This is a genomic window from Pedobacter psychrotolerans (assembly GCF_004340665.1).
Lineage (GTDB): Bacteria > Bacteroidota > Bacteroidia > Sphingobacteriales > Sphingobacteriaceae > Pedobacter > Pedobacter psychrotolerans.
In genome coordinates, this window is sequence record NZ_SLWO01000004.1 from 606,360 (window position 1) to 621,917 (window position 15,558).

11 protein-coding genes are annotated in these 15,558 nt (G+C 34.6%); 3 read left to right on the top strand and 8 right to left on the bottom strand.

Going from position 1 to position 15,558, the window contains the following annotated elements:
* Positions 1-580 precede the first annotated feature (580 nt).
* Complete coding sequence (locus tag EV200_RS12760) at positions 581-763, top strand: hypothetical protein (RefSeq protein WP_132533158.1); 183 nt, start codon at positions 581-583, stop codon at positions 761-763.
* 17 nt (positions 764-780) lie between these two features.
* Here the strand turns inward: EV200_RS12760 and EV200_RS12765 are convergent, their stop codons facing one another.
* The 5 genes from EV200_RS12765 to proS form a co-directional block, all read right to left on the bottom strand.
* Positions 781-1,428 (bottom strand): response regulator, encoded by a 648-nt coding sequence (locus EV200_RS12765; RefSeq protein WP_132533161.1) that lies wholly within the window; start codon positions 1,426-1,428, stop codon positions 781-783.
* A gap of 720 nt (positions 1,429-2,148) precedes the next feature.
* Complete coding sequence (locus EV200_RS12770; protein ID WP_132533163.1) at positions 2,149-2,763, bottom strand: Crp/Fnr family transcriptional regulator; 615 nt, start codon at positions 2,761-2,763, stop codon at positions 2,149-2,151.
* A gap of 111 nt (positions 2,764-2,874) precedes the next feature.
* Positions 2,875-3,684: a TIGR02757 family protein gene (locus tag EV200_RS12775; protein ID WP_132533166.1), complete on the bottom strand. Its 810-nt coding sequence runs from the start codon at positions 3,682-3,684 to the stop codon at positions 2,875-2,877.
* A gap of 183 nt (positions 3,685-3,867) precedes the next feature.
* Positions 3,868-5,007 carry a cystathionine gamma-synthase gene (locus EV200_RS12780; RefSeq protein ID WP_132533168.1) on the bottom strand — a complete coding sequence of 380 codons (1,140 nt, stop codon included), beginning with the start codon at positions 5,005-5,007 and terminating at the stop codon, positions 3,868-3,870.
* A gap of 143 nt (positions 5,008-5,150) precedes the next feature.
* Positions 5,151-6,623: a proline--tRNA ligase gene (gene proS, locus EV200_RS12785; RefSeq protein ID WP_132533170.1), complete on the bottom strand. Its 1,473-nt coding sequence runs from the start codon at positions 6,621-6,623 to the stop codon at positions 5,151-5,153.
* A 196-nt stretch (positions 6,624-6,819) separates the two neighbouring features.
* Here proS and EV200_RS12790 point away from each other — a divergent pair, with 196 nt between their 5' ends.
* On the top strand, positions 6,820-7,773 hold the full coding sequence (locus tag EV200_RS12790; protein WP_132533172.1) for a hypothetical protein: 954 nt from the start codon (positions 6,820-6,822) through the stop codon (positions 7,771-7,773).
* Between the two features lie 25 nt (positions 7,774-7,798).
* A complete protein-coding gene (locus EV200_RS12795) occupies positions 7,799-9,304 on the top strand; it encodes an OmpP1/FadL family transporter (protein ID WP_132533174.1) in 1,506 nt (501 codons plus the stop codon).
* A 71-nt stretch (positions 9,305-9,375) separates the two neighbouring features.
* Here the strand turns inward: EV200_RS12795 and EV200_RS12800 are convergent, their stop codons facing one another.
* The 3 genes from EV200_RS12800 to EV200_RS12810 form a co-directional block, all read right to left on the bottom strand.
* On the bottom strand, positions 9,376-10,626 hold the full coding sequence (locus tag EV200_RS12800) for a thiol-activated cytolysin family protein (RefSeq protein WP_165877926.1): 1,251 nt from the start codon (positions 10,624-10,626) through the stop codon (positions 9,376-9,378).
* A gap of 496 nt (positions 10,627-11,122) precedes the next feature.
* Positions 11,123-13,540 (bottom strand): hypothetical protein, encoded by a 2,418-nt coding sequence (locus EV200_RS12805; protein ID WP_132533178.1) that lies wholly within the window; start codon positions 13,538-13,540, stop codon positions 11,123-11,125.
* A 46-nt stretch (positions 13,541-13,586) separates the two neighbouring features.
* Positions 13,587-15,422, bottom strand: coding sequence for a UbiD family decarboxylase (locus EV200_RS12810; protein ID WP_132533180.1), 1,836 nt, complete (start codon positions 15,420-15,422; stop codon positions 13,587-13,589).
* Between the last annotated feature and the right edge of the window lie 136 nt (positions 15,423-15,558).

Genomic DNA, 15,558 nt, shown 5'->3' on the forward strand with positions numbered 1-15,558 from the left:
ATCCTATTGGAATAGTATAATACTTATAAGTAGGGACTATTTAATGTGGTGAAGAAGATTTAATATAAAAAACCTCAAGTAAAATTCGCTTTATACTGTGTAATAATTATTTATTTAGATACTTCAAAATTAGCTATAGTGTAATTAAATCAGATATCTCATACTGCATATGATCGAAATATAATGACTGATTATCGCGTAAAAACGTAAAATTTTTTAAAACATCTATAGCATTTATAATGCTTTACGGGAACAAAAGGCATGAGCACTTTAAAAACAAAACCTCTTGGTACCCGGGAAGTTTCAGGATTCTTGCAGGATGGGCATATAGGACATACCCCTGATGGTGGATTGATAATTTGGGTTGACATATTTTGCAGGAATTTTAATTGTCTTAACAAAAATATTTATTCTGAATGAGAATACATATAGCTACTTGAACATATATCCTCAAAAATTACAAAAACATGCAGAAACAATATTAAAAAAATAATGATAATATGCACAATTGTTAAAAAAGGATAAAACTATTGGCTCTTTTTACTTGTTAAACTATTAAAAGAATATAAAAATATTTAAAATGAATACAAAGGATAAAGATAATACGGATAATAAAACAAAAGGTACCGCCAAAGAAAAGGCAACTTTTGATCAAAATGGAAAAGGCGCATCTGAAAAGTACGGACAATCAGGAGATACACCTAATGAATCAGCTGATGAAGATGGAATTGGTACGGCAAAAAAACAAACTAGTAAAAAATAGAAAGAGTTAAACTCTTTCTATTTTTCATAAATACTCATTTTTTCAGCAAGTTCTATAATACTCTTAATCTTCAGTTTTTGAAATAACCTAAGTTTATAAGTACTTACTGTTCCCATCTGAAGTTTGAGTTGGTTAGAAATTTCTAAAACACCTATTCCTTTAGTCAGAAGTTCTGCTACTTCTAATTCTCTGCCCGACAGTTTAGTAAATGGGTTATCTGCATCATTTCCTAAAATACTATTGAACATGTTTTCTTTAACGTTTCTACTTGAGTAACGACTTCCAGCTAAAATAGTCGTGATTGCAGTTACGATTTCAGATTCTTCTGCATTTTTAGTTAAATATCCAGACGCACCTGATTTTAAATAAGGAACAGCATAAATATTTTCATTCAAGGATGAAAAGACTAAAATTTTTGCAGCAGGCTGTACCGATTTTATTTGGTCAATTACCTTTAAATTATTCCCCCCTGGCAAATTAACATCAATAATAATTAAACTAGGTGATTTTTGGGCTTCAACTAAAGCCTGTTCCATAGTAGAAGCATGAATAATTTCTACACCAGACCAGAAGTCAGATATCAAGTTTTTTAACCCCCTGCGAACAATTTCATGATCGTCAGCAATAAGTACACTGAAAGTACTTCCGTTATTTTTTGGTTTCATTGTGTGTTTATAAAGTTGTAAATATTATCAAATTTATCAATTTTACCGAAATCCGTAGACTATTCCTTTCAAAAAAAGACTACTTTTTTGATCGCTCAAATGTAAACATTATTATACAATTTTGCTCATTTTTACATTTTTTTTGATTAAAAAATATATTTCGTAAATTCTAACTTGTCTAATAAACGTGCAAGCTATAAAAATCTTGCCTCATTTTAGTAAATCGTTATACGTATCCCATAGAAAGCACTAAATCGATTAAATTTAATTATGAATTTGAACTTGAAAAACGTGACTTGAAACGTGAAAATACGTTAGGTTTGAAACAATAATTTTATTGAACCAAAAAAATTATTTATTACCATAAATGTAAACCTATGGCTTGATTAATTATATAAAACAATATAGATACCTATATTATTACCTATATTTTATAAATATGATATTATAAAATAGTAATTAAATAACAATGATTAACATTCATAAACGTAATTATGATTTAAAAACATTGGTATTTTACTGTTATGATACTAATGTAATATATAGATTTTATTTTATAATTAAATTTACATTTATATGCTATATAGATCAAGATCCCTATCAAATGAGATTCAAAATTAAGAATTCTAGCAATATGTCGAGTACATTTGCAATCCAATGAAACATGAAGGCGATGCTGATTGCAAATGTAGATTGGAAATAGGGTGTAGTATTTGCAAGTTAAATTTTCGCCCTTATCCTGCTTAATGTTTCCAAACGAATAGCTAAAAAGGAGGCAATATACTTAAGGGAAACGCGGTGAATGAGATCAGGGAAAGAAATCAGAAAGCGCTTGTATCTTTTTTCTGCTGATGAAATTCTACAAAGATATGCCCGTTCTTCCGCAGAACGATAATACAACTCCATAATTTTTCGACCTACAATATTGGCTTCTTCGAAGTTTTCAAATAGGTATTCCGTTAATTCGTGTGGAATGGCTATGAGATCAACATCTTCCAAAGCTTGTAAGTATTCTTCAGATTCGCTATCTACCCAAAGATTACGTATAGTTCCAACAATTTCATTTTCTTTTGAAATCCAGGTGGTAATTTCTAAACTACCATCTTTTATGAAACCTCTAACTACACCTTTAACAATGAGAAATAAATACTTATTTCGATCTAATGGAGATACTATAAATTTATTTTTCTTAAAGCTTACTGGAAATGTATGCTGATTAATATGCTGTTCAATTTCCTTATTTAAAGGATGAAATTTTTTGAAAATTGATATTATTGGAGAAACATTATTAAACTTTTTCCATCTGTCTTCTTCAGATAAATTCACAGCAATCATATATAAACAACTAAGGTACCTGGCTAAAAACTTACTGAATGTACACGTAACACTGCAAGATTACCCCAAAGAAAAGAATTTTTTTCTTGACATTTCTCAATTTTTACGATTTTAAAGAATTTTTTCCACTCCTAACCCGAATAATGCAAAATCATATTTAACCGGATCATTCGCATCAAATTGTTTTAGATGATCAGTGAGTTCTACTGCAGTTAACCAATCAGTTTGCCTGCGATTAATCAGTCCTAATAACCGTCCTACCCGATCAACATGAACATCACATGGACAAATCAGATCCGAAGATTGAAGCGTTTTCCAGATACCAAAATCTACCCCTTGGGTGTCATTTCTCACCATCCAGCGTAAAAACATATTTAATCGCTTGCACGTAGATTTTTGTTTTGGTGATGAAATATGCTTTTTAGTGCGATGAGGAAAATCTTCTAGAGAAAAGAAATAAGACCGAAAATGATTTAGCGAACCTTCAATGGTTAAATGCTTTTTAAACTGATCCTTTCCTAAAGATAAAACTTCATCATCATTTTTTGGAAGTAAAAATGCCTGCTCCAGACTATCATGTTGCTGATAATGCTTTTTAAAAAATGAAGTAAAATAGAGTAAATCTGTATCGTTAAATGTTCGGTGCTTAAAGTTTAATAAACCTTTTAAATCTTCATCATTGTGATTCATCATAAAATCGTAAGGCGCATTATCCATGCGGTTCAATAAATCCTTACACTTATTAATGATGGTTTTGCGCTGTCCCCATGCAAGTATAGCAGCAAAGAAACCAGCTATTTCAATGTCTTGTTTTTTCTTATAGAGATGTGGTATACAGATTGGATCATTCGGTATAAAGTCTACACGATTATATTGTTCAACTTTATGATCGAGGAAGTTCTTCAGTTCTAGAAATTGCATTTATTTTGAATAAGGAAAAATAATCTGGGGGAGCTTATTGTCAAACCACAGATATATAATACGCCAATCTCGCTGGATTACAGATACTATAAAACGCGCAAATTAGATTAAAGCTTTTGCTTTCAATCAGATCATATCAGGATAATTATCGGGCAAATGAGGTATCATCTGCCCGATAATAAGCTATACCAGGGCGTTACCAAGATCTTCTAAAAGATCTTCGATATCCTCTACCCCTACACTTAAACGAAGTAAATTATCAGTCACCCCTACCTTTTCACGTTCTTCCTTAGGTATAGAACCATGTGTCATGGTAGCAGGGTGATTAATTAGGGATTCTACACCACCGAGAGATTCTGCAAGTGTAAATACTTTAAAGTTTGAAGAAATTCTGAAAGTTTCCTGCAAATCAGCTCCCTTAAGCGTAATGGAAATCATTCCTCCAAAACCACGCATTTGTTTCTTCGCGATATCGTGATTAGGATGATCTTCGAAACCTGGCCAGTAAATTTTATCTACTTTGGGGTGGTTTTTCAAAAAGTGAGCAATGCGTTCGCCATTTTCGCAATGGGCTTTCATTCGCAAATGCAATGTTTTAATTCCTCTTAAAACCAAAAAAGAATCTTGAGGGCCTGGAGTTGCGCCGCAAGCATTATAAATAAACCATAAATCTTTATAGAGTTGCTCATCATTCGTTACTAATGCACCCATCACTACATCAGAGTGCCCACCAATATATTTGGTAACGGAGTGCATCACAATATCGGCACCTAAATCTATCGGATTCTGTAAATATGGAGAAGCAAAAGTATTGTCAACGGTAAGAATCAGATTCTTTTCTTTTGTAATTTTTGCCACACCTTCAATATCAATAATTTGCATGGTTGGGTTTGTAGGTGTTTCAATCCATACCAATTTCGTTTTATCGTTGATATAAGGTAGCATATTTTCCGGTTTTGAAAGATCCAGAAAATGAAACTTGATACCATATTTGGTGAAGATTTTGGTAAAGATCCTATAAGATCCACCATACAAATCATTTCCCGTAATTACTTCATCACCAGGTTCAAGCAGTTTTAAAACTGCGTCAGTAGCGCCCATACCACTTGAAAAAGCTAAACCATATTTAGCGTTCTCCAATGCAGCAAGGCAATCTTCTAAAGCCTTACGGGTTGGGTTCGTTCCTCTTGAATATTCATAACCCTTATTATCGCCAGGCGATTTTTGCCAGTAAGTAGAAGTTTGATATATAGGCGTCATCACAGCGCCTGTTGTTGGATCAGGTTCCTGACCTGCATGTATTGCTTTTGTTCCGAATTTCATTTCTTAAATAGATATGAGATGATAGATTTGAGCTAGTGATGGGTAAAATGCACTAGCTCCTTATTAATTATAACTTTAAAATACGCCAGACTTTAACTCATGACTCCAAACTTAGGACTCTAGGCTCCAAACTCAAGCTTCTCCTAATATGCTCTTGCGAATAATACCCTTTGTATAGATGGTTTGCCTGAATAAATACAAATGCCATCTTCCAGCTTATTATCTAAAGGAATACAACGGATCGTTGCTTTTGTTTCTTCTTTAATTTTTTGCTCTGTCTCAGGTGTACCATCCCAATGGGCAGAAATAAAACCAGCTTTAGTATCAAGCAATTCTTTTAATTCTTCGTAAGAATTGGCTTCAGTAATATGTGCATCACGGTAAGCCAATGCTTTATTAAACATACTGGTTTGAATATCTTCCAATAATTTAATGATATAAATATCTAAGCCTTCCTGTGGAACTGTTTGCTTAAGCTTGGTATCTCTTCTGGCAATTTCAACTGTCTTATTTTCGAGGTCTCTACCACCAATGGCAATACGTACCGGAATTCCTTTCAATTCATAATCGGCAAATTTGAAGCCCGGACGTTGAGTATCCCGATCATCATATTTTACCGAAACGCCCAAACCTTTCAAACGCATGGTAAGCTCATTAACATAAGTAGTAATTTTAGCTAAATCTTCTTCACCCTTGTAAATCGGAACAATAACTACCTGAATCGGAGCCAATTTTGGTGGAACAATTAATCCAGAATCATCACTATGTGCCATAATCAACGCACCCATTAATCGGGTAGAGACTCCCCATGAGGTTGCCCAAACATGATCCAACTTCCCATCTTTGCCTGTAAATTTTACATCGAATGCTTTTGCAAAATTTTGACCTAAAAAGTGAGAGGTTCCGGCCTGTAAGGCTTTACCATCCTGCATTAAGGCTTCTATGCAATAAGTATCAAGGGCTCCGGCGAATCTTTCATTTGGAGATTTGCGACCTCTTATAACGGGTACAGCTAACCAGTTTTCAGCAAAATCTGCATAAATATGCAACATGCGTTCTGTTTCCTCAATAGCCTCCTCTGCAGTTGCATGAGCCGTATGGCCTTCTTGCCACAAAAATTCTGCAGTGCGCAAAAACAAACGGGTTCTCATTTCCCAACGCACCACGTTTGCCCATTGGTTAATTAGAATCGGTAAATCACGATAAGACTGAATCCAACCTTTATAGGTATTCCATATAATCGTCTCAGATGTTGGACGTACAATTAATTCTTCTTCTAATTTGGCCGTTTCATCTACAACAATGTTGCCATTGCCATCATTTTTTAAACGGTAATGTGTCACAACTGCGCATTCGGTGGCAAAGCCCTCTACGTGAGAGGCTTCCTTTGAAAAAAATGACTTAGGTATGAATAAGGGGAAATAGGCGTTGCTATGCCCAGTATCTTTAAACATTTTATCAAGCACAGCCTGCATTTTTTCCCAAATGGCATAGCCATTGGGCTTTATAACCATACATCCTCTAACTGCGGAGTGTTCGGCAAGGTCGGCCTTTAATACGATATCATTATACCATTGTGAATAATCTGCTTCTCTACTTGTAATTTCTTTGCTCATGTTATGTTATTGGAACGTAATTTGTATGTTAAATAATGTGAAATTAGATCACAAATTTATAAATTTATGCCTACAAAACGATTATGATTGACAGGCTATTATAATAACATGTGATTGATTCTATAAATAGCGCTGCAAAAGATTGAAAAGTTATTTATTATTGCTAATTGAATACACACAACTGAATATAAACACGATGAAACCAACTAAATTTTTACCCATTGTTATGATTGCCGCCGCAGGGTTGGTGGCATCATGTTCAACATCGAAATTGGCTACAACCAGCCAGGCTGATGATGTTTATAATACTGTGGCAAAAGCCAGAGAGGTTGAGATTGTTCCTCAGCAACAGTATGCTCAAGATCAAAACAACAACCAGAACCAGGAAGGTTACGATGAATACTACGGAACAAGCAATCCTTATTATGATATGGATTATTCTTCACGGATTAATCGATTTTCTAATGGTACCAGCTGGCGTGGATATTATGATCCTTATTACGACAATTTTTCATATGGTAATTCTTATGGCGCCACCAACTATTTAGGTTATGGTGGTTTAGGCTGGAGTACCGGTTACGGCTTAGGTGGCTGGGGCGGTGGTTTCGGTTTAGGGTTTGGTTACGGCAGCATATGGAATAATCCTTTCTACTATGGCAACATGGGTTTTGGATGGAATAATTTTGGATGGAATAGCTGGGGACCATATTCTTATTACGATCGTTTCGGCTGGGGCGGAGGTGGTTTCGGCGGAGGCTGGGGCTATGGCGGTGGATTCTACGGTGGTGGCGTTTATACAGGAAATTCAGTTCGTAGAGCAAGTCCTGGTGCTGTTGATAACCGGATGCGTAGAAGTGGAGCAGGAATAGCTTCACCAAACTATGGTCGTCCAGCTAGAAATGGTTATGTTGACCAAAACGGTAACCGAGTATCACCAAACAATGTAGGAAACAGACCAGCAAGGAACTCTGGTTACGCTCCACAACAACAAAATGGAAGGCCTGCTAGAAATGAGAATTATAATCCGCCAACCAGAACTGAAAGCAGACCAAGTTATTCTCCGCCTGCAAGCAGTAGCGGTGGTAGTCGTTCATCTGGCGGTGGTAGCTATGGAGGTGGTTCCAGAGGATCAAGAGGCGGCAGAGGTTAGGTAAATTTATAAGAAAACACACAACATGAAAAAACATATTTTATTATTAGTAACTATGGCAGCTACTTCATGCACGCTATATGCCCAAACACTTGCTGAAAATGCTTTTGGTTTTTCTCAAATGAATTATGGCAGTACTGCTCGATTTAAGGGAATGGGTGGCGCGCAAATTGGGGTTGGAGGAGACATTAGTTCAATAAGTTCTAATCCTGCTGGATTGGGCTTATTTACAAAGTCAGAATTTAGTTTGACTCCTGAGTTTAATGCTGTCTCGAACAAAAGCTCATACTTAGGGAATGAAACAAAGGGAACGAAAAATCAAATCAATTTAAATAATATTGGAGTTGTATTTTATAGTCCGGCTGTTAAAGCAAAAGGTGCTGATGTTAATAAAGGTTTAGTTAGTTCAGTTTTTGGATTAAGCTATAACAGAAATAATGACTTCCTCAATAATTTTCAGTATAACGGAACAAATAATAATAGTTCGATTAGGGATTCATATGTTGAAGATGCAGAAATTAACGGAATTGATAATACAATAGGGGGCGATGCTTATCGTAGCTTCTTAATTAATAAAAATGCATCTAACTACCCAAATCAATTTTCTGCTGAACCTTATAACAATGCTAGTTTCCAACAAAGTGGTGCAGAAAATAGATTAGGCTCTACGTCAGAGTTTAATATAGCGGGAGCTTTAAATTTCGCAAACAAATTTTATATTGGCGCTACTGCAAGCTTTGTTAATGTTAGATATATAAGTGACGCTACTTTCGTAGAATCTGGTATTCTTAATTCTTTCAATGAGGATACAAATTTATATAATGGCACTGAAAACTATGGATTAACACAATCAAGGAATCAGGAAAGTAAAGGATCAGGAGTAAATTTAAAATTAGGTATGATTTTTAGACCTGTAAGTGAGTTAAGAATAGGGGTAAATATTCAGAGCCCTACATGGATGAGTGTTGAAGACAATACGAATGTACAATTGAATAATACATTGATAAATTACAGATCTAATAATGAACCTATTAATTTTTATTCTTCTTATAACTTGCGTACTCCACTTAAAGCATCTGGTGGACTTAGTTATGTAATTGGTGGAAGAGCTTTACTTTCAGCTGATGTTGATTATATAGATTATTCTTCTATCAGATTTTCATCAAATGATAATTCTAATATGTCTGACATTAACAGTAGCAACAACTTTATAAAGAATTCTTATAAAGAAACTTTAAACTATAGATTTGGTGCTGAATTTAAAGTGGATGATCAGTTTAGTCTGAGAGCAGGATATGGAGTTAATGGTAATGGAATTAAAGATGAGTTCCTTGGTAATTCCGAGGCTAAATATTACACTGGTGGTTTTGGTTATAGATTTGAAAATTACTATTTTGATTTAACTTATCAGAACTATCAAATTGAATCTTTAAGGTCAAGTCCATATTTACTAAACGATTTTTCTGAACCAGTTGTGGATACAAAAAGCACTAGAAATAATGTCTTCTTAACATTTGGAGTAAGGTTTTAATTTATTGATATATCTATATTGCAAATGCCAGTTTATGTTAAACTGGCATTTGCATTTAATTTTTAACTAAACTATCCTCTTCCACCTCTATGTGGATTAGTACCACCACCACTTCCTTCATTGCCTGGACGTGGTCTATTTGGATCTGTACTTCCAGAATGAACTCGAACTGTATCTATTTGTGATACATTAAACAATGTTTTAAATAAAGTATGATCACTTAAATAGTTTAAACTAAAAAATATTGGAACACCTGGAGTATTAACAGAAAATTTCCCTCCACTAATAATATAATTTACAAATTCATCATAACCTTTAATCGATTTAACGACTTCTTGTCCTTCTCCCCCACGAGCATAAATATTAATTTGCGATTCATCAATTATCCGTTTTTGATCTGATGTAATGCTAACCCCTCCGCCACCTTTAATCAAAGAAAGTGTTGCATTAAATGCAGTGTAAACGTCATTGTATTCATAATTTGATTCTATTGCCATAATTCCCATTCTACCATAAGTTACAGATGATATGTACACTGGTGAATAATCACCTAATGTTGCAGGATCTACATTATTAGCCAATAGCTGGCCATTAGTAGGAATATCCATATCAAGTGTAAAGTTTCTTTGAATAAACTTTGCTACTAATCCTGTTTTCAAACTTACCTGAGAAGTACTATCTTTAAATGCAGCTTTGAATATGGTACCTATATTTACATTTGCGCCGAATGATAATTTTAATTCATCGTAGGTAGTGAACTTATTAAGTTCAAACGAAAAGGAAGATAATTGGTCTCCAGTGATATTTTGATTTAAAATTTCATTTATCGCAGTTCTAGTAGTAGATAGATTAGGGTTATCAATTATTTTACTAACCATTCCATTAACTGCAGGAATAGAAACAGAAACTGTAATAGGCAGTTTTTCATATCCTATAACAGGATCAAAACTCATATTTGCTACAGACCTACCTTTAATAAGTGAACCCGGATAAACCAATCTTTGGTAACTATCCAAAACGACCTGTTCATCAGTCTCAACAGTTATTCTAGTCCCTATAGAAGTACTACCACCAGATCTACTTGGTACTTGTCCATTATTTCCAGGAATAGGTTCACTTTTAACTATTCTTAATGAAGACAACAAATTTTGTTTAATAGAGAACGTTTTGTCACCAACTAAAACTTCCGAAGTTTTAAATTTTGGTAAATGGCTATATGCATTTATTTTACCATCTGAAGATTGTAAATTTTGATTTTCATTCTTTTTGCAACTTGCAAATAAGATAACAGCGACCGCTGTAAACAATAAGCTTTTTTTCATATTTGATTTTTTTATATAGGCAAATATGTGTCGAAACATTAAGCTAAGCGTAACAAAATTGTCATAATGTAATATTAAGGATACATAGATAATATTTAATATTACATTTAAACATATAAATGTATTACAAAAAATACAATTAATAACCTAATCGATATTAAGTATTAGTTTGGTATAAATACTATATAATACTGTCGATCAATTTTATGTATTCCTAATACTTAGTAATTTTAATGGTATTAATTTATCATGTAAACAATTCTTTACTTTTAGCTTAAATTTTAAGTTAAAATATATAGTAAAAAGAGGCTGTCTCATAAGTCAAATTCAAAAACAGAATTTAATTTAATTTTGAACATCCTTTATCAAGAATTAAATGATAATAAAAAACGGCAGCTTTCGAATCGAAAATTGCCGTTTTTTATTTAATTGTAGACTGCTTTAAGATTTAATTTGGCAGCTGAATGCCAAAAATCACTTATGATACAGCCTCTTTTTATTTTGCAGCAACATTAATTTCCTTTTCCCCGTAAGCCACCCCTTCCGAAGTGATGCCTTGCACAACAATCTTGAATTTTCCTTCAACATCTCCTGTATTAAAAATTAGCTTATTGCTACCCAATTTATTAAGTTCTATCTGATAATTCCAATATAGGTTTGGGGAATTGATTGGCTCGTTCATATTGGAAACATCAGATACATAAAATTCTTTAGCCAGACTAATGCCTTTCAGGATTCGTAAATTCGGCTTATCTTCATGATCGGTACAACCAGCATAAATGATTGTGCCTCCGCCAGATCGTGCGTAACTTTTCCCCTTGAGCGGTTTTCTATTATCTGGATCTCCGGCATGATTTGCGCAATTAAAAATATTATACTTGCACACATAATCGCCACATCCGTTTGGTCCACGATCTGCGAAATTAATATGATTGTCTTTTTTATATTTAATCACTACATCTTTTAATGTAATACCGCTAGTAATTTTTATAGATTGATTTAAGTCATTCAATTGTGTTGTTTGATTCACTAAAGGAATGCTTTTCTGATTTATCACCTCGTCTTTAATCTTCTTCAAAGGATCATTTAGAAGAACCTCATAATTAGCATATTTCTTATCGCTAATGCTTAGCCAAACTCTACCACGGTCTTCTGAAAGTAAATCAGCAGCTGTTAGATTGAACTTCCCTGAACTATCGGTGTTAATCACTTTAATATTTGAACCAGCGAAAGCATTTAATGCAAGCGGTGTCTTCAGTTGCTTCTTATTTTTTAATATTTCTCCACTGTATTCTAATGAAACAAGTTTCGGCTTTACATTCGGCAAGATTTTTGTAGGCCATTGGTATCTCCTCCACCCTTTCACCAGCAATACCTCATTCAAATAATTTATATCAGTATACTTTAGATTGAATTGATGAGGTGGCAAATCGGCAAGGAGTTGCTGAAAAAAGTAAAAGTCAGTTATGTTTTGATTGTTATCAATTGACAATCGATTGGCCTGGACACAACTCACAGAAACCATTGCTGACAGGAGTTTATCCTGTCCTTCAATAGCACTAAGATCCACCTCAACCGAATCTCTAGTAGTATAGTTTTCTTTATCTGTTGTTATTGAAATGAAGTTGATCTTATTATAATGTGCAAAAAAGATTCGTTCTGCAATAGGTTTATATTCATCATTTAACACTGTAAGTGCATACAAGCCAATTGGAATAGAATCCAGTTTGAATCGCATATTTTGAGGCCGGTTTGCCAGCAGATCAAAACTTGTTTGCAATAAAATGTTTGAAAAATCATGAACTACAACATGAACTTGCTGCTGATCATTACTTTCTATCTGTGCTTTTAACTCATCATTTGAAATTGCAGAGCCGAGTCTAAGCACCACACCATGTTTTAAAATAGTAGGCAGGTCATATTGATTAACGCCATCTCTCGCTCCTATTATTTGAGCATGATAACGTTTAAGGCGATTTGGTTGAAAAACGAAACTTCCAATACCTAACGAATTAGTATAAATAGTATCCAGAATTTTTTCGTCTTGATAAAATACCGCTTTACCCTGAACTGCATTTCCGTTCTCAGCTTTTAGCTCAAAGCCCACTTTATTTGTCAGGTCATCTACTAAATATCCACTTTCTGGGTAAAAACTAACCTGATACTTTTTTTCATCTTTAACTGGCAAGTTAAAATTTACATGCTTTACGTGATTATCCTTTTTAATAGAGATTTTAAGCAAATTATTTTTCTTCGTGATTTGTTCAGTGGGATAACTTATCATCAGCTCGCCAATCACACTGCTTTTTGCTTTACCAGTTTTGATGATTTGGTCAGCACTGCCGATCTGATAATTGATCTCGGCGTTTTCTACAAATCGATTATTCCCAGATAAGACTTGCAATAAAGCTGTTCCATTTTTCGTTTGCTCATCAAAAGTTTTAAAAATAGAAACGTTGGCAATTAAAGGATTAATCGTAGTTGATTTTATAGTAATCGGTTGTGTAAACTCTCCATCGAACTGATGATTAACTTTCATATTAGTATAAGCAACGAATCGATATTTGCCACTTGGGAGCGAATCAGGCAATACTAAACTTCCGAAAGAAATGCCCTGCTGAATAAGGAACTTTTCCTGTAAAACGATGGAAGTGTCTGCATTGTTAACCAATGATAAATAAAGAGTATGATATCGACCAGACTCCGCTACAGTATTAAGCAAGTAACCTGTAAACCAAACCTGATCATTATTGGTGTAGATATTTTTATCAAAATGAATGAATAGACTTGACTGATTTGTGTTTAGACCATATAATTTTAAATTTTCAGCTACGCTATCCAGCTTAAGATTTTGTGCCTGCACGAAACCACTTAAAAAAAGCAAGCAACCAATAGTGATGAATTTTGAAAGCATAATTAGCAATATGCTTAAAATTCGAAATTTTATTGCAATTATTCAATTAAATCACACCATGAAGTATTTTTCCTGATTTACCTAGTTCATCTATTTTTTGTTCAACCTTACTGTCTTTTATCAGTTCTGGTGCGTGATGAGGCTTTTTTCTTGCATCTATAATTAATGAACCTTTACAGCCCCAATGCTTATTAATGATAAAATCATTGAGCCCATAAATATCAGCAGCGGGGTTACTTCTGGTAAAAGTTACCCAAACTAAATTATCAATATTTTTAGCCGTAAATTCGGCATCATCTGCAATAACCAGTAATGGAAAACCATTTAAATCCTGATCGATTAAGGAAATATTCAGCGCAGCTATTTCTGCTGCCGTTTTTTCTGCACTAATGTATTTATCACATTCTAAAACCAGTATGCCAGGCATTGCAATGGCAAATTGATAACAGCCATCGCCAAGTTTTAGCTCCTCGGGAATTTCGTTCCACAATTCCCGCTTCTTATCCCCAGCTGCAGCAACCACTACTTTCGATCCGCTGTTTAATCCATCACCGCTATAATCTAAAGTATCAATGGTGGTATTGGTATAAAAATGAAGATCCTTGGTTAAATCAATTCTTTCTAAAATATGGGTTAAAAAATTTTCGATGTGATGGGTACTTAATTTTTCATTGTCTTCTCTCGCGGCGATAAAAACATACTTGGCAAGACTAAGTTGGTTTTTACCTAGAATATGGTTGGCAATCGTCAAAATTTCCTGCGGCCTTCTTTCTTTCAGATAAGGTGTATATCTTTCACTGCCAATGGCAAAAAGCAAAGGGTGAACTCCCGCCGCATCAACTGCATGTACCTCTTTTAATCCATGAATTTCCTGAGGAATCGCCGAACCGGTAATTTCATGAATTAAAGCGCCAAAACTGGTATCCTCTTGTGGTGGACGGCCCACAACCGTAAACGACCAAATGGCATCTTTTTTATGATACACATTGTGCACCTTCATTAATGGAAAAGGATGGGCTAAACTATAATAACCTAAATGGTCACCAAATGGGCCTTCCGGCTTATTTTCATTTGGATAGACGGTTCCGGTGATGATAAAATCTGCATCTGCCGAAATACAGAAACCTTCATCATCATAAAAATAGCGAAATCTGCGATCGCCCAGCGCACCGGCAAAAGTCATTTCAGATAAACCTTCAGGCAATGGCATTACTGCTGCCAGAGGATGAGAAGGTGGGCCACCTACAAAAATACTCACCTTTAGTGGTTGGCCAAGTTTATTCGCCTTTGATTGGTGAACACCAATTCCCCTGTGAATCTGGTAATGCAAACCAATTTCCTTATCCTTTATATAATCATTACCAGCCAACTGAATCCGATACATGCCTAGGTTTGCATTCAGGATTCCAGGTTTCTCTACATCTTCTGTATAAACCTGCGGCATGGTTACAAAAGGTCCCCCATCCATTGGCCAGTTCACAATTTGTGGCAACATACTGATGCTTGTTTTCGAGAACTTACTTTTGGCAGATGGTGTTTTCATGGGCAAAGCTGATAAGGCAGACATTGCCGAACCGACATATTTGAATGGATTTTTCAATGCCTTCATCGGATCATTCCGCAAGGAAACCAACTGTTGTACTTTTGGCAAAGTATCCCTGAAAATGAATTTAGATCGCTCAAGGGTTCCAAATAAATTCGAAACTGCCGGGAATGGACTTCCTTTAACTTTTTCGAACAGTATCGCTGGCCCTTGATTTTCGTAAATCCGTAGGTGAATAGCAGCCATTTCCAAATGAGGATCAACCTCCTCTTTTATCTTGATTAAATGACCATTTTTTTCAAGATCTGATACACATTCTGCTAAACTTTTATACGCCATGCTCAAAGATAAATATTTAGTATAAAGTAAAAACGCCTAAGAAAAATTTCTTGGGCGTTTTTTATTTACATTTTCGTCATTGCGAGGAAGCAAGACGAAGCAATCTATTTTGCTAAATCTGTTAGTCAGATTGCTT

What these genes read in the sequence shown, in the direction of transcription:
- EV200_RS12770 (WP_132533163.1), bottom strand. Translation starts at nt 2,763, where the DNA reads ATGATTGCTGTGAATTTATCTGAAGAAGACAGATGGAAAAAGTTTAAT.
- proS (WP_132533170.1), bottom strand. Translation starts at nt 6,623, where the DNA reads ATGAGCAAAGAAATTACAAGTAGAGAAGCAGATTATTCACAATGGTAT.
- EV200_RS12800 (WP_165877926.1), bottom strand. Translation starts at nt 10,626, where the DNA reads ATGAAAAAAAGCTTATTGTTTACAGCGGTCGCTGTTATCTTATTTGCA.
- EV200_RS12765 (WP_132533161.1), bottom strand. Translation starts at nt 1,428, where the DNA reads ATGAAACCAAAAAATAACGGAAGTACTTTCAGTGTACTTATTGCTGAC.
- EV200_RS12795 (WP_132533174.1), top strand. Translation starts at nt 7,799, where the DNA reads ATGAAAAAACATATTTTATTATTAGTAACTATGGCAGCTACTTCATGC.
- EV200_RS12810 (WP_132533180.1), bottom strand. Translation starts at nt 15,422, where the DNA reads ATGGCGTATAAAAGTTTAGCAGAATGTGTATCAGATCTTGAAAAAAAT.
- EV200_RS12775 (WP_132533166.1), bottom strand. Translation starts at nt 3,684, where the DNA reads ATGCAATTTCTAGAACTGAAGAACTTCCTCGATCATAAAGTTGAACAA.
- EV200_RS12760 (WP_132533158.1), top strand. Translation starts at nt 581, where the DNA reads ATGAATACAAAGGATAAAGATAATACGGATAATAAAACAAAAGGTACC.
- EV200_RS12780 (WP_132533168.1), bottom strand. Translation starts at nt 5,007, where the DNA reads ATGAAATTCGGAACAAAAGCAATACATGCAGGTCAGGAACCTGATCCA.
- EV200_RS12805 (WP_132533178.1), bottom strand. Translation starts at nt 13,540, where the DNA reads ATGCTTTCAAAATTCATCACTATTGGTTGCTTGCTTTTTTTAAGTGGT.
- EV200_RS12790 (WP_132533172.1), top strand. Translation starts at nt 6,820, where the DNA reads ATGAAACCAACTAAATTTTTACCCATTGTTATGATTGCCGCCGCAGGG.